The sequence below is a fragment of the Rhodococcus opacus genome, from assembly GCF_012396235.1.
GTDB classification, from domain to species: domain Bacteria; phylum Actinomycetota; class Actinomycetes; order Mycobacteriales; family Mycobacteriaceae; genus Rhodococcus_F; species Rhodococcus_F opacus.
The window spans coordinates 54482-75831 of record NZ_JAAXPA010000011.1 but is presented as its reverse complement, the minus strand read 5'-3'; the positions used below and the strand labels follow the sequence as shown (position 1 = coordinate 75831).

Here is a 21350-nt window from a genome sequence, read left to right as displayed (position 1 = left end):
GATGGACTTGACAGCAATTGGTGTCGGTTTCGGCTACGTGGTCGTAGTCCTCACCATTCTTGTCGTCGTGGTCGGGGTGTCGGCACTGTTCGTGTTCTCGATCAAATCGGATTTCATTCCGCCGGAATCCCCGGGGACTCCCACGGGGCGGAAGCGGATCGGCAGGGCGGAATAGCCGCGTACGCACCGGAAGGCGGGCAGTTCCTCACGGAGGGGCTGCCCGCCTTCACGTATGGCCGGGTCGCCGGTTTCTGGATCGATTCCGCTGTGCGGCGGGGCGAAGCAACGCTTACTGAGACGCTCGGGGACAAGGCGACTACCGTGACAGGAGTCGTCTATTTTTCGAGGAGCACGGAATGAGTATCAAGTCGGTAGAGTCACGCCGCCATCGCGTCGTGGTCATTGGATCCGGCTTCGGTGGGTTGTTCGGCACACAGGCGCTGAAGAATGCCGATGTCGACATCACCATGATCGCGCGCACCACTCACCATCTGTTCCAGCCGTTGCTGTATCAGGTGGCGACCGGCATTCTCTCCGTCGGCGACATCGCTCCCGCCACCCGGTTGGTGCTGCGGAAGCAGAAGAACACCAAGGTTCTGCTCGGCGATGTCGACAAGATCGATCTCGAGGCGAAGACGATCACCTCTCGGTTCCTGGACCGGACCACGGTCACCCCGTACGACAGCCTGATCGTCGCGGCGGGCGCAGGCCAGTCCTACTTCGGCAACGATCATTTCTCCGAGTTCGCGCCGGGCATGAAGACGATCGACGACGCCCTCGAACTGCGCGGCCGCATCCTGGGCGCGTTCGAGCAGGCCGAATTGTCGAGCGATCCCGCCGAACGCGCCCGGCTCCTGACGTTCGTCGTCGTCGGCGCCGGTCCGACCGGTGTCGAGCTCGCCGGCCAGATCGCGGAACTGTCGCGGCGGACCCTGTCGGGGGCGTTCCGCAACATCGATCCCCGTGAGGCCCGGGTGATCCTGCTGGACGGCGCGGACGACGTGCTGCCCGTCTACGGCGGCAAGCTGAGCCGTAAGGCCCGCCAGCAGCTGGAGAAGCTCGGCATCGAGATCCAGCTGGGGGCGATGGTCGTCGACGTCGACGTGGACGGCCTCGTCGTCAAGGACAAGGACGGCACGCAGCGCCGGATCGAGTCGCAGTGCAAGGTGTGGTCGGCCGGTGTGCAGGCGAGCCCGCTGGGCAAGCAGATCGCGGAGCAGTCGGACGCCGAGATCGACCGGGCCGGTCGCGTCCTGGTCAACCCGGACCTGTCGGTGCCCGGCCACCCCGAGGTGTTCGTGATCGGCGACATGATGGCACTCGACAAGTTGCCGGGTCTGGCGCAGGTCGCGATGCAGGGCGGCAAGTACGCGGCCAAGCAGATCAAGGCCGGCCTGAGCGGTCAGAAGCCGGAGGACCGGCCGCCGTTCAAGTACTTCGACAAGGGCAGCATGGCCACCATCTCGCGATTCAGTGCGGTGGCGAAGGTCGGGAAGCTCGAGATCAGCGGTTTCATCGGCTGGGTGGCCTGGCTGGCGATCCACCTGATGTACCTGGTCGGGTTCCGCAGCCGGCTGTCCACTCTGCTGTCGTGGACGGTGACGTTCCTCGGCCGCGGGCGCGCGCAGATGGCATCCACCGAGCAGTGGGTGTTCGCCCGCAATGCGATGGAGCAGCTGGAGCGGCACGAGCGGGAGAAGGAGGCCGCCGAGAAGTCGTCCGGCGGCGCGCAGCGCAAAGCCGCGGGGTGACACCGCTTCACACCTGACGTGAACAGAGCGGAGGGGACGGACCTGTCGGGTCCGTCCCCTCCGCCGTGTGCGGGGTGTCTCAGTTGCCGAGACGTCCGGTGTCGGTGATGTTCGCGAGCCGGACCTGCCCCTTGGAGACGAGTCGATCCTGTTCGTCGGTGATCCGAACCTCCCACAGCTGCTGAGTGCGTCCGCGGTGAACGGGACTGGCTTCGGCGGTCAGCGTGCCCTCCCGCGTCGCGCGGAGGAAGTCGGTGTTGTTGTTGACGCCGACGACGTGTCCGCGGCCGCCGAGCCACACCGTGCCCGCAGCGCTGGCCACCGATTCGATGACGGAGCAGTAGACGCCGCCGTGCTGGATTCCGGCCGGCTGCTGCAGGTCTGGGGTGACGGTCCACTGCGCGCGCACGCGGTCGGGTGAGAGTTCGGTGTATTCGAGTCCGATGAGGGCGTCGAAGCCCTTGCCCAATTGATCGGCCAGTGCGGCGGTGTCGATCCGCCCGTCACCGTTCGATGCCTGCTGTTCCCCGGAATCCACCATCACACTCTCCATCGGATCGCTGTGCGCTCTCGCGGCGCACCCGATCTCTTGCCTACACGACGGGGCGGGCGGTGGGAAAAGCAGGTGGGGCAAACGGATCGGCGGGCCTCACACTGTGTCAGCATGAGGCCCGCCGTGGGATGGACCTGGGAGTCTCTGCAGCCCTCAGGACTCCGGCGCGGTCCGGTAGTTCGGTTCTCGGCGTCGGTGTTTCTGCTCGACGTCTGGAACGAGTATAGGCAAGGCTTCCCTAATTAAGCAAGCGCTTCCTCGCCTGCCCGAGTCGGCCACAGTGCGGGCGCGTGATCCGGCTCTTCGAGCGGACCGGCACCCCGGCCGCCACGAACGCGTCCAGGATCCCCTGCCCGCGGCGCTGCGCGGCAGCCTCGCCGCCACCGGCGAGAATTGGCACGTACGTCGCGGCCCCGAGCACGGCCTCCCCCACGAGCCCCCAGAATCGGGACGCGTCGATCGGCGTCAACCGGGCGATCGCGTCGAACACCGCATGCAGCGACGTGAGACTGCGGTGCACCGTCCACAGCAGCAGCGCCCGCTCGCAGGGCACGGTGACCGTCCGCGGTGCGCCGGCATACGGGTCGTCCGGCAGCACGCGCAGGGTGTCGTCGGCGACACCCGCCCAGTCGATTCCCTCGTCGCTGTCCGTGTGGATCCACAGGTTCTCGAGCCCCGGGTCCCACGCGCGCCCCTCCAGGACGACGAGCGCGGTGACACGCCCGACCACTGCGTGAATGAGCGCGGTGGCCACCTGCATCGCGGCGACGTCCGGGTCGGGAACGTCCTCGAGCGACCGGGCCCACATCCGGGACACCCGGTCGCCGTCGAGGTCGTCCGCCAGCGACCACCACCGGCGTTTACCCTCGTCTGCCATCGTCGCGACCGCGTACATGCGCGGATATTCGGCGTTCAGCGCGCGAAGTCGTGAGCAGGACACGTCCAGTGCGGTCGCGGGGGCGGACAGGGTCGAAGTCACCGTGCACTCCAATCGGTCGGGATGGAACACCACCAAACATAGGTGAGCCTAACCAAATATCAAGGGTTGACATCATGTGATGTGAGGCACCCCCGCCGACCGCAACGCCCGGGACGTGCCGCCGGATGTGGCATCAGGGATAGGGTTCCGTAACCTAAGTAGTTGAATTCGGTGCAGATCCGGTGCACAGGCACACACGTCAGGAGCTTCCCCCGCCAGTGACGACGACGAGACAGTTCGGCAGCGACATCCCGCACCTGCCGACCGACGAGCCCTACGGGAAGCGCGACGTCCCGCGCGGTCCCGCCCCGCTGTACCTCCGGGCACTCGCGGGACTGCTCGACATCGGGACAGTGGCCATCCCCCTCGTCCTCGGGTGGTACATCGTCGACTCCCTCCGCGACGACAACGGCGGCGGGCAGGCGGACCGGGTCGTCTTCGGCGGCGCCGCCGTCGCCATCGCACTCGGGCTCGCCCTGTGGAACCGCGGATTCCGCGAAGGCAACACCGGACAGTGTTCGGGCAAAGGCTGGGTCGGCCTCGTCACCCGCGACACCCACACCCACGACGCGATCGGTCCGAAACGGTCTCTGCAGCGGGCGTTCCGGCGCTCCGGAACCGAGGTCGTCCGGGAGAGCACCGCGTCCGACGAGGGCTTCACCGTCCGCGAGAAGGACGTGTCCGTCGCGGCGATCCGGCGTCGTCGGCTCGTCGGGCTGGGCGTCCTCGTGATCCTGCTCGGGCTGGTCCTGCTCGCCAGCGTCGCGGTCGGGGCGCGGCCACTGTCGTTCGCCGAGATCTTCCACGCACTGTTCGATGCGGACGGTTCGCAGACCGACATCATCGTCCGCACGCTCCGCGGACCGCGGACCGCGCTGGGGCTCGTCGTCGGGATGGCGCTCGGTGTCGCGGGCGCCCTCATCCAGGGGCACACCCGCAACCCGCTCGCCGACGCGGGACTCCTCGGTCTCAACGCGGGCGCCGCGTTCCTCGTCGTGCTGTCGATGTACCTGTTCGGGTTCAGCGCGCCCAGCGAATACCTGTGGTTCGCGTTCGCCGGGTCGTTCGCCGCCAGCGTGGTCGTGTTCGGGCTGTCGTCGATCGGCAACGGGGCGGCGAGCCCGCTGAGCCTGGCCCTCGCCGGCGCCGCCGTCGCGTTCTTCCTGCAGGCGATGACCAACGCGATCATCATCGTCGACCAGTCCAGCCTCGACTCCTACCGATTCTGGGTGGTCGGGTCGGTGGCCGGCCGCGGCTTCGACGTGCTCTGGCAGGTGCTGCCGTTCCTCATCATCGGTTTGATCCTCGCCCTCGTCAGCACACCCGGGCTGAACGTGCTCAGCCTCGGCGAGGACGTGGCACGGTCGCTGGGCACCAACATCGCGGCCAGCCGCGCACTCGGCATCGTCGCCATCACCCTCCTCACCGGTGCGGCCACCGCGGCGTGCGGCCCGATTGCATTCATCGGTCTCGTGGTCCCCCACGTCGCGCGGGCGATCACCGGCCCCGACTACCGGTGGCTGGTCCCCTACGCCGGCCTCCTCGGCGGCGTCATGCTCGTGACCGCCGACGTCATCGGACGCGTCGTGGTCCGGCCGGGTGAGTTGCAGGTGGGAATCGTGCTCGCCGTGTTCGGCGCACCGTTCTTCATCGCGTTGGTTCGGCGCAGAAAGTTGGCAAGCCTGTGAGCACTCGCGACGAAGTGCGCCCCGACCTCGGGGCCGCCCCGGCGTCCCGCGTCCCGGCGCGCCCCGCGTTCCGGCTCGGACCGATCTCCCTGGTCCTGCGGCCCCTCGGTATCGCCGTCAACGTGGCCCTGCTGGTGGCGCTGTTCCTGGTGCTGTGCCTCAACATCGGCCGCGGCGACTACCCGCTGTCGATCCCCGAGGTCACCAGGGTGCTGTTCGGCGGCGGCACGAAGGCCCAGAACTTCATCGTCATGGATCTGCGCCTGCCGCGGTCGCTGACCGGTGTGTTCATCGGCATGGCCCTCGGCCTGGCCGGCGCCATCACCCAGTCGATCGCCCGCAACGCCCTCGCCAGCCCGGACATCCTCGGCATCACGTCCGGTGCCAGCGCCGCCGCGGTCGCGCTGATCGTCCTCGGCGGCGGCGGCAGCTTCGTCGGCCTCCTCGCCACCCTGGGGATCCCGCTGGCCGCCCTGTTCGGCGGGCTTCTCACCGCGCTGGTCATCTACGTGCTCGCGTGGCGCGGCGGAGTGGAGGGCTACCGGCTGATCCTGATCGGCATCGGCATCAACGCCATGCTGATCGCGGTCACCGGCTGGCTGCTGATCTCCGCGGACATCAACGACGCGTCGCGGGCCCAGGTGTGGCTCAACGGCTCCCTCAACGGCGCCGCCTGGAGTCAGGTGTGGCCCGTCACGATCGCCGTCGTCCTCGTCGGTGGCTACGCCGTGATCTCGTCGTTCACGATGGGCGCCCTCCGCCTCGGCGACGACAACGCGGTGTCGCTGGGTGTGCGCCTGCAGTGGTCGCAGGCCCGGCTCCTGCTCATGGCCGTCGCCCTCGCCGGCATCGCGACCGCGGCCGCGGGTCCGGTCGGCTTCGTCGCGCTCGCCGCGCCGCAGGTGGCGCTGCGGCTGGTGCGGTCCGCGGGCCCGCCGCTCATCGCGTCGGCGCTGACCGGCGCCGTGCTCGTGGTGGGCAGCGATGTCGTCGCCCGCACGATCCTGCCGGTCGAGCTGCCGGTGGGTATCGTCACCTCGGCGCTCGGTGGCCCATTCCTGCTGTATCTGCTGGTTCGCAACAATCGGAAGGTCTCGGCATGACCGTGCAGACTGATCCTCGACTGATCGCCGAAAACCTGAGCCTCGGGTACGGCGACCGGGTCATCGTCGACAACCTCGACCTCGAGGTGAGGACCGGGGTGATCACCACCGTGATCGGGCCGAACGGTTGCGGCAAGTCCACCCTGCTGCGTGCGCTGGGGCGGCTGCTGAAGCCGCGCAACGGTTCGGTTCTGCTCGACGGCAAGGCCATCGGATCGATGCGCACCAAGGACGTCGCCCGCACGCTGGGCATGCTCCCCCAGGCGCCGCTGGCCCCCGAGGGGCTGACGGTGGCCGACCTGGTGGCCCGCGGCAGGCACCCCCACCAGTCGTGGCTGCGGCAGTGGTCGTCCGACGACGAGGGCGAGGTCGCGGAGGCGCTCGCGCTGACCGGGGTGTCCGACCTCGCGGACCGCCCCGTCGACCAACTGTCGGGCGGTCAGCGTCAGCGGGCCTGGATCTCGATGGCCCTCGCGCAGGGAACCGACATCCTCCTGCTCGACGAACCCACCACCTACCTGGACCTGGCGCACTCGATCGAGGTGCTCGACCTGGTGGACCGGATGCACGAGGAGTTGGGCCGCACCGTGGTGATGGTGCTCCACGACCTGAACCTCGCGATCCGCTACAGCGATCAGCTGATCGTGATGCGGGACGGCACCATCGTCGCGGCCGGCGCGCCGAAGGACATCATCTCCGCCGAACTCCTGCTCGAGGTGTTCGGTCTCGAGGCCGCGGTCATCGCCGACCCGGTGTCCGATCGCCCGCTGGTGGTGCCGATCGGCACCCGCCACGTGTACGGGGCGGTGGGCGGACCGGAGCCGAAGTAGCGGCCGTCAGCGCCGGCCGCCGATCATCGTCCGCACCAGCCGGTAGCTCTGCCCCAGCGACACCGTCGGCAAATACGCCCTGCCGACGGCGTTGCCGATGCTCGGCAGGGCGGCCGGATCGGCGAACGTCATGTGCATGGCCACGTACCGGGGCTGGAACTTCGACTTGAACGCCAGCAGCGAACGGAACCCGTACACCGGTTCCAGGGTCCGGCCGAGCAGATCCAGCACGCTGTCCATCACCGCCGACAGGCTCGACGACTCCGACCGTTCCCGATCGTCGGCGTCGCTGTCCGGTTGCTCGACCTTGGCGAGCGGGGCGCCGGACAGGCTCAGGAACTGCGCACCCTCCTCCTCCAGTTTCAGCGCCGCGGACGCGATGAGGAACTCCATCGCCGGCCGGAACCCTTCCGAGCGCCGGCGCATGAAGTCGAGGGTCCAGCCGACCACCCGCCCATCCTGGTACACGGGCAACCAGGACGTGACGCCGTGGACGGTGCGATCCTCGTCGACGGCGATCAGGCAGCGCACCTCCGGGTCGTCGACCTCGTCGAGTCCGCCGAGCGTGAACCCCATTTCGGGCATCCCCTTGTCGGCCACCCACTCCTCGGAGATCGCCGTGATCTGGTCGGTGATCGACCGCGGGGCCCTGGGGAAGCTGACCCATTCCGCGGTGATCCCCGACTTCTTGGCCTTGTTCAGGGCGGTCCGGACGTCCTGGAACCGCTTGCCGGTGAACGCGATCTGCCCCAGATCCAGCACCGTCTCCTCCGCGACCTGGATACCGCTCCAGCCGAGGGCGTCCGTGACGGCGCGGACCTCGCCGGTCACCGAGTAGAAGCACGGGATCCACCCGTTGGCGGCGGCGAATTCGGCGAAGTGTTCGACGTTGTCCCGCAGCCGGTCGGGCGGGCCGACCGGGTCACCGGTGGTGAGGGCGACCCCGGCGAGGACCCGGTACGCGACGTAGCTCGTGCCGTCGGCGGAGAACCAGTAGTGGTTGCCGCGCCACGTCGTCATCCAGGACAGCGGGCTTCCGCTCCCCGACTTCAACAGGGCGCGTGCGCGTTCGGCGGCCGCCGAGTCCGATCCGATGGCGGGACTGAGGAACGTCGCGGCGACCAGCGCGCACGCCGCCACCCAGAACACCACCCCGGTCCACTCGTACAGCAGGGTCGCGGGAATGCTCTCCGGCAGCAGCCGGGGGTCGAGCCATTGCAGGTACACGGGCGGGATCAGCCGCTCCGGGAAGTCGGCGAGCAGCGTCGTGAACCCCGGCCGGGGATCGAACCCATGCCGCGCCCACAATCCGCCCAACACGTAGAGAACGGCAAGACCGGCCAGCAGCGACACCAGGACGATCGCCAGCCGGCGGTAGGTTCCGGCCGGGGCGGCGACGTCGAAGAACCGGCGGGTGGCGAGCAGCACGATCAGGATCGCCAGCGGTGTCAGGAACGGCACCAGCGTCCGGTACAGGTTCGGGTCGGCGAGACCGTAGAACAGGGAGTCCTCGTCGAGGGAGTCGACGAACCGGACCGCGAAGTTCAGCAGCGACAGCACCAGCAGGATCACCTGGGCGATCACGGACGCGACCCACGCGAAGCGACGGCCCCGTCGGAGGCCGTCGCAGAGGGTGAGGAGGAACAGGGACGGCATCAGACTCAGCAGGGTCGGTCCGACCCCGGACAGGCGCAGTTCGAGCAGCCCGCGCCGGCATTCGGGGTCCGACGCCGACACCTCGCACAGGTCGCGCACTTCGCCGGCCGTGTAGGGGATGCCGCGGAACAGGTCGCGGAGCACGGCGAGGGGACCGACCGCCTCCGCGGACAGTGCCGCGATCATGGGGCCGATCGCGCTGGCCGCCACGATGATCGCGACGAGTACCCGGCCCTCACGCTGGGTGCCCGCGATCCGTTCGCCGCGGGCGGAGCGGCCGACGATCCAGCGGCCGATCACCAGGCCGACGACGGCCGCGGCGAGCCGGACCACGTCCTGCAGCGAACCACTGAACAGTGCCAGGGTGATGGTGAACACGAGGACGCCGACGCGGATCCGCCGACGCCACAGCGTGCCCATGTTCGAACTGGCCACCATCGCGGCACCGACGATCCACGTGCTCGGACCGACGGCCATGCCCACGTGCAGCCGGAAACCCCAGTTCGCGTCGACGACCTTCGCGACGGCGGCCACCGACAGTGCGAGCAGCCCGCCGAGCACCTGGGTGGCGACCGCGGCCAGCACGAACCGCGCCGACCCCATGCGACGTTCCAGCGGAGCGGCCGCCACGAGGACGAGGACGGTCGTGGACAGGTACGCCAGGACGTCGTCGCCCCACAGCCCGGCGGTGAACAGGGTCCACACCCAGCCGTTCTGGAACGCCCGGATCCCGATCGCAACGTGCTGGGACAGGTCGTGGGAGGGACCGCTGATCACACTGGACGTGGCGATCGCGAGGATCCAGATCACGACCAGCAGCGCGATGCTGACCGGTGCACCCCGCACCCCGCCCCAGACCCGTTCCGCTGCCCGCCCGGTCTGACCCTTGACCTTGGCGGCCGCATCGTGTCCGGTCGCCGCGCTGTCGTCGGTCTTCATCCGCCAGGTCCCCACTCTCCGCGATGTCGAGAACGAACGCTTGCCCGGCGGGTCGGCCGCTGCCAACCCGACCGTAATCCACCCGTTCGGAGTATGGCCAATACCACACGCCGTGACGCAGTTTTACTACTACCAGTAGTACGTATCTGCGTCGTCGTATCCGTAGAATCAATTTATGGCTGGACTCGGCGAACTCGAACGCGCAGTGATGGATCACCTGTGGTCCACTTCGGAACCGCAGACGGTACGGCAGGTACACGAGGCACTGGCGGCACGCCGTGAACTCGCGTACACGACTGTCATGACAGTGCTCCAGCGACTGGCGAAGAAGCACCTCGTCATTCAGCAGCGCGACGACCGCGCCCACCGGTACCTGCCGGTGCACCAGCGCGAGGAACTCGTCGCGAGCCTCATGGTGGACGCCCTGCAGCAGGCCGACAAGTCCGGAAGTCGCGCCGCCGCACTCGTCCACTTCGTGGGGCAGGTCGGCGCCGACGAGGCCGACGCGCTCCGCGAGGCCCTCGCCGCGCTCGAGGCCAAGGAGCGGTCCACCGGAGACAATCAGTCGGGAACCGTTCGCGCCGGCTGATGTTCGTCATGCATGATGAGTAGGACATGGACGCCACCACCGCGCTGGTATTCGGAGTACTCGCACTTCTTCTCGCAGGGCCTGTCCCTGCGCTGCTGAGTCGTGCCCGATGGCCGCATCGCGCCCCCCGAGCAGCCCTCGTGCTGTGGCAGGCAATCGCCCTCGCCGCAGTTCTGTCCGCGTTCAGTTCGGGTCTCGCGATCGCCAGCCAGCTGCTGGTCCCCGGACCGGACGGGCGCCCCACCACGGCACCGGTCGCCGAGATCGACGCACTGGGCCTGCCCCTGTGGCTGCTGTACGTGGTGGTCTTCGCGCTTACCCTCCTCGTCGGCGCCAAACTGATCTTCTCGATCGTGCAGGTCGGGGTCCGCACCCGGCGCAGACGCGCCCGGCACCGGATGCTCGTCGACCTCCTCGACCGCTGCGACTCGTCGTCGCCCCTCGCCCGCACCCCGGACCTGCGGGTCCTCGACGTCACCGAGCCCATCGCCTACTGCCTGCCCGGTCTCCGCCAGCGGGTCGTGCTGAGCCAGGGCACGTTCACCAACCTCGACGACGCCGAGATCACCGCGATCCTCACCCACGAGCGGTCCCATCTGCGGGCCCGGCACGACCTCGTCCTCGAGGCGTTCACCGCCGTCAACGCCGCCTTCCCCACCGTCGTGCGCAGCAAGTCCGCGCTGGGGTCGGTGCAGTTGCTGGTCGAGATGCTGGCCGACGACTCCGCCGTCCGCGCCACCGGGCCAACCGCACTGGCCCGCGCACTCGTCGCCTGCTCGGGGTCGGTCGCCCCGAAGGGTGCCATGGCCGCGGGTGGTCCCAGCACCCTGCTGCGGGTGCAGCGCCTGTCCTCCTCGGAGGCGGGCACCCCAGTGGCACTCGCCGCCTACGCCGCGTCGGTGGCCATCCTCGTGGTGCCGACCATCGCCGTTGCCGTCCCCTGGCTCACCGAACTGAGCCGGTTGTTCAGAGCCGTATAGTCACCCAGCTCACAACCCGCCGCATTCGATAACCGGGTGCCCCGTCGCGTACACTGGTCGACGGTCGCCACTGCGGCCCATCAACACTGAAACGGCACACAGCCCAATTCCCCGCACTTCCGCGAATGGATTGACCAGGTGACATGTGCCCTGGCTCGTCCCTTTGTGCGTGCTGCATGACAGCCCCCGCTCCGCGACGCGCCCTATGCCCGGAGAGGTATTTGCGTGACCAACGCTGTCCAGACGACGTCTGCCCCACTAGAGCAGACCGAGACCGAAACCCCTGATCAGAACGCCACCGTGACGTTCGCCGAGATCGGCCTGCCCGCCCCCCTGGTCCAGGCCCTCGCCCGCAACTCCATCACCGTCCCATCGCCGATCCAGGCGCTGGCCGTGCCCGATGCGCTGGCCGGCACCAACGTCCTCGGCCGCGCACAGACCGGATCGGGCAAGACCCTCGCATTCGGCCTGCCGATGCTCACCCGCCTGTCCCGCCACGAGGACCGGCCCGCACCCAAGCGTCCCCGCGCACTGGTGCTCGTGCCCACCCGGGAACTCGCATTCCAGGTGGTCGACTCCCTCAACTCGTACGCCGGGGCCATGGGCCTGACCGTCCGCCCCGCCGTCGGCGGCACCCCGTTCTCCAAGCAGGTCGACCAGCTGCGGCGCGGCGTCGACATCCTCGTCGCCACCCCCGGCCGGCTGAACGACCACCTGCGTCAGGGCACCTGCATCCTCGACTCGATCGAGATCACCGCGCTCGACGAGGCCGATCAGATGGCCGACATGGGCTTCCTGCCCGAGGTCCGGGCGATCCTCGGTGAGACCCGGGCCGACGGCCAGCGTCTCCTGTTCTCTGCCACCCTGGACCGTGAGGTGCAGTCGCTGGTCCGCCAGTTCCTGCCCGACCACGTGCAGCACTCCACCGAGGACGGTCGCGCCAGCGTCGACACGATGGAGCACTACGTGCTGCTCGTCGACCGCGGCCAGAAGGACAACGTCCTCGCGGAGATCGGTGCCCGCGACGGCCGCACGATCATGTTCGCCCGCACCAAGCTCGGCTGCGAGGGCATCACCGACCGCCTCCGTGCGGTGGGCATCGCCGCCGAGGCGCTGCACGGCGGCAAGGCGCAGAATCAGCGCACCCGTGTCCTCGAACGGTTCAAGAACGGCCGCACCCCGGTGCTCGTCGCGACGGACGTCGCCGCCCGCGGCATCCACGTCGACGGCATCGACCTGGTCGTGCACGTCGATCCGCCCGCCGATCACAAGGACTACCTGCACCGCGCAGGCCGGACCGCCCGTGCCGGCGAGAAGGGCACCGTCGTCGCGATCGTGCTCCCCAACCAGAAGCGCACGTTCCGCCGCCTGACCGGGATGGCCGGCGTCGACGCCACCGCCGTGCCCGTCACCCCCGGCTCGGAGAAGCTGGCCAGCATCACCGGCGCCAAGGCGCCCAGCGGAGAACCGGTGCGCGACACCTACTCCCGCGGCGAGCGTGGCGGCGACCGCAAGTTCGGCGACCGCGGACCCCGCCGTGAGGGCGGTTACGCCGGCCGCGACGGCGGCGGCTACCGCGGCAATCGCAGTGACCGCGGCGAGCGCAGCTTCGGCGACCGTCCGTCGGGTGGTCGCAGCTTCGAGGGTCGTGGCCCGCGCCGCGACCAAACAGACAACCGGTCCGGCGGCTACCGGGGCGACCGCCCGCAGCGTGACGGTGACAACCGTGGCGGCGGTTACCGCGGCGACCGGGACAACCGGACGTTCACCGATCGGGCCCCGCGCCGCGACTTCGGTGACAGTGCACCCCGCCGCGAGTACGGCGGCGGCAGCAGCGCCCCGCGCCGCGACTTCGGTGACCGCGGCGACAGCCACCGCGGTACCGGCGAGCGCAGCTTCGACCGCAGCGCACCGCGCCGCGACTTCGGCGACAACCGCGGTGCGGCGGGCGGGTTCCGTCGCGACGACCGCCGCGACGACCGTCGGCCCGCGGCCGCGTCGGAGCGGCGCCCCGCGTCGACCGGTGGCGGGTTCCGCAGCCGCACGGATCGTCGCTCGTACGACGGCTTCGACGGCCCGCGGCGTGAGCGACGCAGCTGATCGATCGCTGATCGGACAACCGAATAACGAAGTGTGAGTGAAGGCCGGCCGTCGCGTGTGCGACGGCCGGCCTTCGTATGTTTGGCTTAGGCGGTTGAGGTTTTCGTAGCCGCCGATTTCACTACCGCCGAGCGAGAGGGAATGCTGTATCCATGACTATCGACAACACTGAGGGTGCCCGCGCCCAGATCGGCGTCACGGGACTGGCCGTCATGGGCTCGAACATCGCCCGCAACTTCGCCCGGCACGGTCACACGGTCGCGCTGCACAACCGCAGCATCGCCAAGACCGACGCCCTCATCAAGGAGCACGGCAGCGAGGGCGACTTCGTCCGCACCGAGACGATCGAGGAGTTCGTGGGCGCGCTGCAGAAGCCGCGCCGCGTGCTGATCATGGTCAAGGCCGGCGACCCCACCGACGCCGTCATCGAGGAACTCGCCGCGGCGATGGAGCCCGGTGACATCATCATCGACGGCGGCAACGCCCTCTACACGGACACGATCCGCCGTGAGGCCTCCCTCCGGGAGCGAGGCCTGCACTTCGTCGGCGCCGGCATCTCCGGCGGCGAGGAGGGCGCGCTCAACGGCCCGTCGATCATGCCGGGCGGACCGAAGGAGTCCTACGCGGCCCTCGGACCGCTGCTCGAGTCGATCGCCGCGCAGGTCGACGGCACCCCCTGCTGCACGCACATCGGCCCCGACGGGTCCGGTCACTTCGTGAAGATGGTGCACAACGGCATCGAGTACGCCGACATGCAGCTCATCGGTGAGGCGTACAACCTGCTCGGGTCCGCCCTCGGCTACGACGCCGGGAAGATCGCCGACGTGTTCACGGAATGGAACGGCGGCGACCTCGAAAGCTACCTCGTCGAGATCACCGCGGAGGTGCTGCGGCAGAAGGACGCCAAGACCGGCAAGCCGCTCGTCGACGTGATCGTCGACGCCGCCGAGCAGAAGGGCACCGGCCGCTGGACCGTCAAGTCCGCGCTCGACCTCGGTGTCCCCGTCACCGGGATCGCCGAGGCCGTGTTCGCCCGCGCCCTGTCCGGGTCCCGCGAGCAGCGCAAGGCCGCGGTCGGGCTGGCGTCCGGCGTGCTCGCCGACAAGCCCACCGATGCCGCCCAGTTCACCGAGGACATCCGGCAGGCCCTGTACGCGTCGAAGGTCGTGGCCTACGCGCAGGGATTCGACCAGATCGCGGCCGGTAGTGCCGAATACGACTGGGACCTGCACCCCGCCGACCTCGCGACCATCTGGCGTGGCGGCTGCATCATCCGCGCCCGGTTCCTCAACCGCATCAAGGACGCGTACGACGAGAACCCGACGCTGCCGAGCCTCATCCTGGCCCCGTACTTCCGGGACGCCATCGAGACGGCCATCGACAGCTGGCGCCGGGTGGTCTCCACCGCCACGCTGCTCGGGATCCCGGTGCCGGCGTTCGCGTCGTCGCTGTCCTACTACGACGCCCTGCGCGCGGAGCGGCTGCCCGCAGCCCTGACGCAGGGGCAGCGCGACTTCTTCGGCGCCCACACCTACGAGCGGGTCGACGCGGAGGGCAAGTTCCACACCCTGTGGAGCGGTGACCGCAGCGAAGTGCAGGTCTGAGCCTCGCCGACTGCCCGTCCCCCGGCCGTGACGTACCGCGTGTACGTCACGGCCGAGGCGTCGGAGGCCCCTGCTCGGAGGCGGTAGCCTTCTCGATATGCCCGACGACGAGTTCTCCTCCCCCGCACCGGTGGGTGAGACGTTCCTCGCGCTCGGTCTCCCCGCGGTGATGACCCATGCCCTCGCCCGTGGAGGCATCGGGGCGCCGTTCCCGATCCAGGCGGCCACCATTCCCGACGTCCTCGCCGGCCGTGACGTTCTGGGCCGCGCCCCGACCGGCTCCGGGAAGACCCTCGCGTTCGGACTGCCGATGCTCGTGCGGCTCAAGGGCGCCGCCAGCAGGCGAGGCTTCCCGCGCGGCATCGTCCTGGTGCCCACCCGTGAACTGGCGTTGCAGATCGAGCGCGCGCTGGACGAGCCGGCGCTGTCCGTGGGGTTGCGGGTGGCGAACGTCGTCGGCGGGATTCCCATCAAACGTCAAGTCGAGATCCTGTCGCGGGGTGTCGACCTGCTGATCGCGACGCCGGGACGCCTCGCCGACCACGTGGCGCAGGGGTCGGTGTCGCTGGACGACGTGACGGTGCTGACCCTCGACGAGGCCGACCACATGGCCGACCTGGGGTTCATGCCGCAGGTCACGACGATCCTCGACAAGACCCCGGCGGGCGGTCAGCGGCTGCTGTTCTCGGCCACCCTCGACGGGGAGGTCGACACCCTCGTCCGCCGGTACCTGCGAGACCCGGTCACCCACTCGACGGCGCCGGTCACCGCGTCCGTGGGCACCATGCGCCACCACCTGCTGTTCGTCGACCGGGTCGACAAGAAATCCGTTGTGGCACATATCGGTTCACGTGCGGGACGCACCCTCATGTTCGTGCGCACCAAGTACGGGGTGGACCGGCTCGCGCAGCAACTCCACGAAGCCGGCATCTCCGCGGGCGCCCTGCACGGCGGCAAGGCGCAGAACAACCGCACCCGCACCCTCGAATCGTTCGCCGACGGCACCACCCCCGTCCTGGTCGCCACCGACGTGGCGGCGCGAGGCATCCACGTCGACGACATCTCACTCGTCGTCCACGTCGACCCCCCGGCCGACCCCAAGGACTACCTGCACCGCGCGGGCCGCACCGCCCGCGCCGGCGAGTCCGGTGTGGTGGTCACCCTCGTCACCGAGGACGAACGCGCCGAGGTGGAGAAGCTGACCCGCAAGGCCGGGATCGAGGTGGACGGCGTGCGGGTGCGGCCCGGCGACACGGTGCTGGCCGAGATCACCGGCGCCCGCCGCCCCACCGGGAAGGCGGTCCCCGCACCCGACACCCGGGCACCGGCGCAGGACACCCCGAAGAAGGGCAGGCAGGCGCACGACACCGGCGGGCGCCCGGCCCGCCGCGGCCGGCCCGGGGACGGCGGAGCACCGCGGGCGGGTGCCCGACGCGGCCGGAAACCCGGACCTGCGTCAACTCCGCACGGACACCGCAACCGCGGGGCACACTGAGAGGCATGTCCCTGCCGTTCGCGTCGATCGTGTGCGCGCTGATCGCGGCGCTGCTGTTCGCGTGCGCGTCGGTCGCCCAGCAGAGCGCGGCGTCCGCGGTCCCCGAGGACGCCGCGCTGATGACCACCCTGCTGCGCAGTCCCCGCTGGTGGGCCGGCTTCGTCGGCGACGGCGGCGGGTACGCGATGCAGGCGGTGGCATTGGCGCTCGGGTCGGTGCTCGTGGTGCAGCCGCTGCTGGTGACGGCGCTGCTGTTCGCGTTGCCGTTGTCGGCGAAGTTCTCCGGGTACCGGCTCAGCCGCACCACCTGGGCCCTCGCCGTCGCACTGGCCGTCGCGCTCGCGGTCTTCCTGGTGATCGGCGACCCCACCGAGGGCAACATCGACGCCCCGTTCCGCGAATGGGTGGTTCCGCTCGGCATCCTCCTCGCCGTGGTGGCGGTCGCGGCCGCCGCGGGGATGTCGAAGATCGACCCCGGATGGCGAGCGCTGCTGCTCGGTGGGGCGGGCGGCATCCTGTACGGGGTGGCGGTCGCGTTCACCAAGTACGTCGTCGAACTGGTGCCCCGCGGGCTGTGGGCGGTGCTGAGCAGCTGGCAGGCGTGGGCGCTCGTCGCCGCCGGCCTGGTCGGGGTGTATCTGCAGCAGCGCGGGTTCCAGGTGGGTCCGCTGTCCGCGTCGCTGCCCGCACTGACCATCGCCGAACCACTCGCCGCCGTCTTCCTCGGCATGACCGTCCTCGACGAGCGGCTGCGGGTGTCGGGCCTCGGACTGGTGGTGGTCGGCTGCGCGGTCGCGGTGATGCTGGTGGCCACGATCGGACTGTCCAGGTCGCAGGCCCAGCGGACATCCGACACCGCCGCAACTTCCCCGGTATCGTCCTGACATGTGCAGTTCCTCGACGGGCATCGCCCTCCCTATGACCTGACGTACGACGACGTGTTCCTGGTGCCGAACCGCACCGAGGTCACCTCGCGATTCGACGTCGACCTGGCCACCTCGGACGGGTCGGGCACCACCATTCCGATCGTCGTCGCCAACATGACGGCGGTCTCGGGACGGCGCATGGCGGAAACGGTCGCCCGCCGCGGCGGTCTGGTCGTTCTCCCCCAGGACCTTCCGGCACCCGCCGTCGCGGAGACCGTGTCGTTCGTCAAGAGCAGGCACCTGGTCGCCGACACCCCGGTCACGCTCGGCCCCGACGCCGCCGTCTCCGACGCCCTGGCGCTGCTGCCGAAGCGGGCGCACGGCGCCGTGGTCGTCGTCGAGAACGACCGCCCCGTCGGCGTCGTCACCGAGGGCTCCTGCACGGACGTCGACCGGTTCGCGCGACTGCGCTCGGTGGCGCTCACCGACTTCGTCACCGCCCCCGACTCCGCGTCGCCGCGGGAGGTGTTCGAACTCCTCGAGGGCAAACACGACTCCCTCGCCGTGATCGTCCACCCCGACGGCACCCTCGCCGGGGTCCTCACCCGCACCGGCGCCATCCGGGACGGCATCTACCAGCCCGCCGTCGACGGCAACGGGAAGCTGCGGGTCGCCGCGGCCGTCGGCGTCAACGGCGACGTCGCCGCGAAGGCCCGCGCCCTCGTGGACGCGGGGGCCGACCTGCTGGTCGTCGACACCGCGCACGGCCACCAGCAGAAGATGATCGACGTCCTCGGCGCATTGAAGAAGGCCGACCTCGGTGTCCCGCTGGTCGCCGGCAACGTCGTGTCCGCCGCCGGCACCCGGGACCTGATCGACGCGGGCGCCGACATCGTGAAGGTCGGGGTCGGACCGGGCGCGATGTGCACCACCCGGATGATGACCGGGGTGGGCAGGCCGCAGTTCTCCGCCGTAGAGGAATGCGCCACGCAGGCCCGCGCGATGGGCGCGCACGTGTGGGCCGACGGAGGCGTCCGTCACCCCCGCGACGTCGCCCTCGCCCTCGCCGCCGGCGCGTCGAACGTGATGATCGGGTCGTGGTTCGCGGGCACCTACGAGTCCCCCGGCGACCTGCGGGTGGACCAGTCCGGCAACGCGTACAAGGAAAGCTTCGGCATGGCCTCCAAGCGTGCGGTCGCGGCGCGCACCGCCACGGACACCGCGTTCGACCGGGCCAGGAAAGGCCTGTTCGAGGAGGGTATCTCGAGTTCCCGGATGCGCCTGGACCCGGAACGCCCCGGCGTCGAGGACCTGATCGACCACATCTGTTCGGGTGTGCGCAGCACCTGCACGTACGCGGGCGCGCGGACGCTGGCGGAACTGCACGAGCGGGCCGTTCTCGGTGTGCAGTCCGCCGCCGGGTTCGCCGAGGGCCGCCCGCTGCCGGCCGGCTGGTGACGACCGCATCCTGATGTGCCGGTGGGTGTCCTGTTCCACGGAACCGGACATCCACCGGTATCATGGGTCGCTCAACCACACCAGTTCTCGGCGCCGGACCCGTCCGGGCCGTCGAGGCCGAACGAGAGGACTCCGGTGCCCGCGGCACCCACACACGAAGCAAGCGCCCCACCCGCCGTCTCCGGGAGTGCCGTCGCCTCCTGCTCCGTGGAATCGGATTCCGATTCCGCCGGTTCGGAGGGCTCCTCTAGCGAGCCGGGTGACAAACCCGGCGACCCCCGTTCCTCAGCTCGGCGGCGTTGACACATGGACATCGCGCTCAGCATTCTCGCTCTGCTCGGCTTTCTCGCCCTGACCGCGGGCACCGCGTTGTTCGTGGCGGCCGAGTTCTCCCTCACCGCCCTCGAACGCAGCACTGTCGACTCGCACGCCCGCGACGGTGACCGCCGGGCCCGGCAAGTGCAGCACGCCCACCGCACGCTGTCCTTCCAGCTGTCCGGGGCGCAGCTCGGCATCACCATCACCACGCTGATCACCGGCTACCTGTCCGAGCCGGTCCTCGCCCGGTTCATCACCCCGGTGCTGTCCGCGATCGGGTTCAGTGAATCCGCTGCCGCGGCAACGTCGTTGGTGATCGCACTCGTCCTCGCGACCTCCTTCTCGATGGTGTTCGGCGAGCTCGTGCCGAAGAACCTCGCCATCGCCCACCCCCTGCCCACGGCACGTGCGACGGCCGGCATGCAGGCGGCGTTCTCGCTCATCTTCAAGTGGGCCATCAACGGGCTCAACGGATCCGCGAACTGGCTGGTGCGACGCCTCGGCATCGAACCGGCCGAGGAGCTGCGGTCGGCGCGGTCCCCGCAGGAACTCGGGTCGCTCGTGCGGACGTCCGCGCAGCGCGGCGCCATCGACAAGGGCACGGCGCTGCTGGTGAACCGATCGTTGCGGTTCGGGGAACGCACCGCGGAGGAACTGATGACCCCGCGCGTGAAGATCGAGACCCTGTCCACCACGGACACCGTCGCCGACCTGATCGACACCGCCTCCCGCACCGGGTTCTCCCGCTTCCCCGTCGTCGACGGGGACCTGGACGACGCCGTCGGCGTCGTCCACATCAAGCATGCGTTCGCGGTGCCCGCCCACCGTCGGCGCACCGCCCGCCTCAACTCGCTGGCCCAGAAGGTCCCGGTGGTGCCCTCCAGCCTGGACGGTGACGCCCTGATGGAGCGGATCCGGTCCGACGGCATGCAGGTCGCGTTCGTCGTCGACGAATACGGCGGCACCGCCGGGATGGTCACCATGGAGGACCTGATCGAGGAGATCGTCGGCGACGTCCGCGACGAGCACGACGAATCCGAGATCGACGTCCAGCGGGTCGGTGACGGCTGGTCCTGCTCCGGGCTGCTCCGCGTCGACGAGGTCTCCGACACGACCGGCTACACCGCACCCGAGGGTGAGTACGAAACCCTCGGCGGACTCGTCCTCACCGAACTCGGGCGGATACCCGACGAGGGCGACGAGGTGGAACTGCCACTGCCCGAGGGCGCGCACGACCCCGGCGGCCGGTGGGTCGCCACCGTCACCCACATGGACGGCCGGCGCATCGACCGGGTGCTGCTCACCCCCAAGCCCGACGAGACCGGCGACACCGACAGCGAGGAGGACGACGATGAGTGACCTCTTCGGTGTGCTGCTCACCTTCGTGCTGCTGGGAGGCAACGCCTTCTTCGTCGGCGCCGAGTTCGCGCTGATCTCGGCCCGCCGCGACCGGCTCGAGGCCCTGGAGTCGCAGGGCAAGAAACGCGCCCGCACCGTGATCACGGCGGGCGAGAACCTGTCGCTGATGCTCGCGGCCGCGCAGCTCGGCATCACCATCTGCTCGATCCTGCTCGGCAAGGTCGCCGAACCGGCGATCGCGCATCTCCTCGAGGTCCCGCTCCACGCGGTCGGCCTGCCCGCCGGGCTGCTGCACCCGGTGGCGTTCACGATCTCGCTGGCGCTGGTCGTGGTGCTGCACATCCTGCTGGGTGAAATGGTGCCGAAGAACATCGCGCTCGCGGGCCCGGAGCGGACGGCGATGCTGCTGGTCCCGGTGCACCTGCTGTTCATCAAGCTGGCCCGCCCGCTGATCTCCTTCTACAACCTGTGCGCCAACCTGACGCTGCGGTTGCTGCGGGTGGAGCCGAAGGACGAACTCGACGTCACCGTGTCGGCGGTGGAACTGTCCGAGATGATCGGCGAGTCCCGGTCCGAGGGACTGATCGACGCGGAAGAACACCGTCGGCTCACCCAGGCGCTGGAGACCACCGACCGCACGGTCAGCGAGGTGATGATCCCCCTCGACAAGGCCCGGACCATACCCCTGTCGGAGGGCGGAACCCGGCTCGGCGCCATCGAGCAGGCCGTCGTCGAGACCGGGTACTCCCGGTACCCGGTGCGCGCCGACGACGGCTCACTGGTCGGGTACCTGCACCTCAAGGACGTGCTCGACGACATCCTCGACGAGGAGGCCGGACCCGACACCGTGATCCCGCGGTCGGACATCCGTCCGCTGCCGTGCATGTCGACCACCACCCCGCTCGCGGAGGCCCTGGCGAGTCTGCGCCGCGCCAGCTCCCATCTGGGGGCGGCAGCGGACCCGTCCGGGCAGATCGTCGGCATCGTCGCCCTCGAGGACCTCGTCGAGGAATACGTGGGCACCGTCCGCGACGGCACCCACCGCGTCAACGGCGTCAATCCGGGACAGCGATCGAGCTGAT

General features: G+C 69.8%; 17 protein-coding genes. 14 read left to right on the top strand and 3 right to left on the bottom strand.

Annotated features, from left to right (window positions below):
* Position 1: 1 nt before the first annotated feature.
* Positions 2–175 (top strand): hypothetical protein, encoded by a 174-nt coding sequence (locus HGB39_RS16755; protein WP_009480519.1) that lies wholly within the window; start codon positions 2–4, stop codon positions 173–175.
* A 181-nt stretch (positions 176–356) separates the two neighbouring features.
* Positions 357–1751, top strand: a complete 1395-nt coding sequence (locus tag HGB39_RS16750) for an NAD(P)/FAD-dependent oxidoreductase (RefSeq protein WP_005255101.1) — start codon at positions 357–359, stop codon at positions 1749–1751.
* A 79-nt stretch (positions 1752–1830) separates the two neighbouring features.
* On the opposite strand, the gene HGB39_RS16745 is transcribed toward HGB39_RS16750, so the two are convergent.
* A complete protein-coding gene (locus HGB39_RS16745; RefSeq protein ID WP_005255099.1) occupies positions 1831–2292 on the bottom strand; it encodes a PaaI family thioesterase in 462 nt (153 codons plus the stop codon).
* 250 nt (positions 2293–2542) lie between these two features.
* Positions 2543–3316 carry a hypothetical protein gene (locus HGB39_RS16740; RefSeq protein ID WP_043793369.1) on the bottom strand — a complete coding sequence of 258 codons (774 nt, stop codon included), beginning with the start codon at positions 3314–3316 and terminating at the stop codon, positions 2543–2545.
* A 185-nt stretch (positions 3317–3501) separates the two neighbouring features.
* Between HGB39_RS16740 and HGB39_RS16735 the strand changes: the two genes are divergently transcribed.
* From HGB39_RS16735 to HGB39_RS16725, 3 genes are read left to right on the top strand one after another with little or no spacing between them, the layout of a single operon-like run.
* The gene (locus HGB39_RS16735; RefSeq protein WP_081276588.1) at positions 3502–4971 is read left to right on the top strand and encodes a FecCD family ABC transporter permease; all 1470 of its coding nucleotides are present in this window, start codon (positions 3502–3504) and stop codon (positions 4969–4971) included.
* A complete protein-coding gene (locus HGB39_RS16730) occupies positions 4968–6074 on the top strand; it encodes a FecCD family ABC transporter permease (protein WP_064080638.1) in 1107 nt (368 codons plus the stop codon). The genes HGB39_RS16735 and HGB39_RS16730 overlap by 4 nt, the downstream gene beginning before the upstream one ends.
* Positions 6071–6904: an ABC transporter ATP-binding protein gene (locus tag HGB39_RS16725; protein WP_005573383.1), complete on the top strand. Its 834-nt coding sequence runs from the start codon at positions 6071–6073 to the stop codon at positions 6902–6904. Before HGB39_RS16730 ends, HGB39_RS16725 begins: the two co-directional genes overlap by 4 nt.
* A 6-nt stretch (positions 6905–6910) precedes the next feature.
* Here HGB39_RS16725 and HGB39_RS16720 read toward each other — a convergent pair whose 3' ends face one another.
* Entirely contained in the window at positions 6911–9499 is a 2589-nt protein-coding gene (locus HGB39_RS16720) for a phosphatidylglycerol lysyltransferase domain-containing protein (RefSeq protein ID WP_043793463.1), read from the bottom strand.
* Positions 9500–9674: 175 nt separating this feature from the next.
* Here HGB39_RS16720 and HGB39_RS16715 point away from each other — a divergent pair, with 175 nt between their 5' ends.
* The 9 genes from HGB39_RS16715 (at position 9675) to HGB39_RS16675 (ending at position 21349) form a co-directional block, all read left to right on the top strand.
* Complete coding sequence (locus tag HGB39_RS16715; protein ID WP_005246077.1) at positions 9675–10088, top strand: BlaI/MecI/CopY family transcriptional regulator; 414 nt, start codon at positions 9675–9677, stop codon at positions 10086–10088.
* A gap of 26 nt (positions 10089–10114) precedes the next feature.
* Entirely contained in the window at positions 10115–11068 is a 954-nt protein-coding gene (locus HGB39_RS16710; RefSeq protein WP_043793464.1) for a M56 family metallopeptidase, read from the top strand.
* A gap of 225 nt (positions 11069–11293) precedes the next feature.
* Positions 11294–13168, top strand: a complete 1875-nt coding sequence (locus tag HGB39_RS16705; protein WP_064080639.1) for a DEAD/DEAH box helicase — start codon at positions 11294–11296, stop codon at positions 13166–13168.
* Positions 13169–13320: 152 nt separating this feature from the next.
* Complete coding sequence (gene gnd, locus HGB39_RS16700; RefSeq protein WP_005255084.1) at positions 13321–14772, top strand: NADP-dependent phosphogluconate dehydrogenase; 1452 nt, start codon at positions 13321–13323, stop codon at positions 14770–14772.
* A 97-nt stretch (positions 14773–14869) separates the two neighbouring features.
* Positions 14870–16267 (top strand): DEAD/DEAH box helicase, encoded by a 1398-nt coding sequence (locus HGB39_RS16695; protein ID WP_005255082.1) that lies wholly within the window; start codon positions 14870–14872, stop codon positions 16265–16267.
* Positions 16268–16272: 5 nt separating this feature from the next.
* Entirely contained in the window at positions 16273–17151 is an 879-nt protein-coding gene (locus HGB39_RS16690) for a DMT family transporter (protein ID WP_064080640.1), read from the top strand.
* A 3-nt stretch (positions 17152–17154) separates the two neighbouring features.
* Positions 17155–18591, top strand: coding sequence for a GuaB1 family IMP dehydrogenase-related protein (locus HGB39_RS16685; RefSeq protein WP_009480507.1), 1437 nt, complete (start codon positions 17155–17157; stop codon positions 18589–18591).
* 306 nt (positions 18592–18897) lie between these two features.
* On the top strand, positions 18898–20268 hold the full coding sequence (locus tag HGB39_RS16680; RefSeq protein ID WP_005566225.1) for a hemolysin family protein: 1371 nt from the start codon (positions 18898–18900) through the stop codon (positions 20266–20268).
* Complete coding sequence (locus tag HGB39_RS16675; protein WP_005566222.1) at positions 20261–21349, top strand: hemolysin family protein; 1089 nt, start codon at positions 20261–20263, stop codon at positions 21347–21349. The genes HGB39_RS16680 and HGB39_RS16675 overlap by 8 nt, the downstream gene beginning before the upstream one ends.
* The last annotated feature ends 1 nt before the right edge of the window (position 21350 follow it).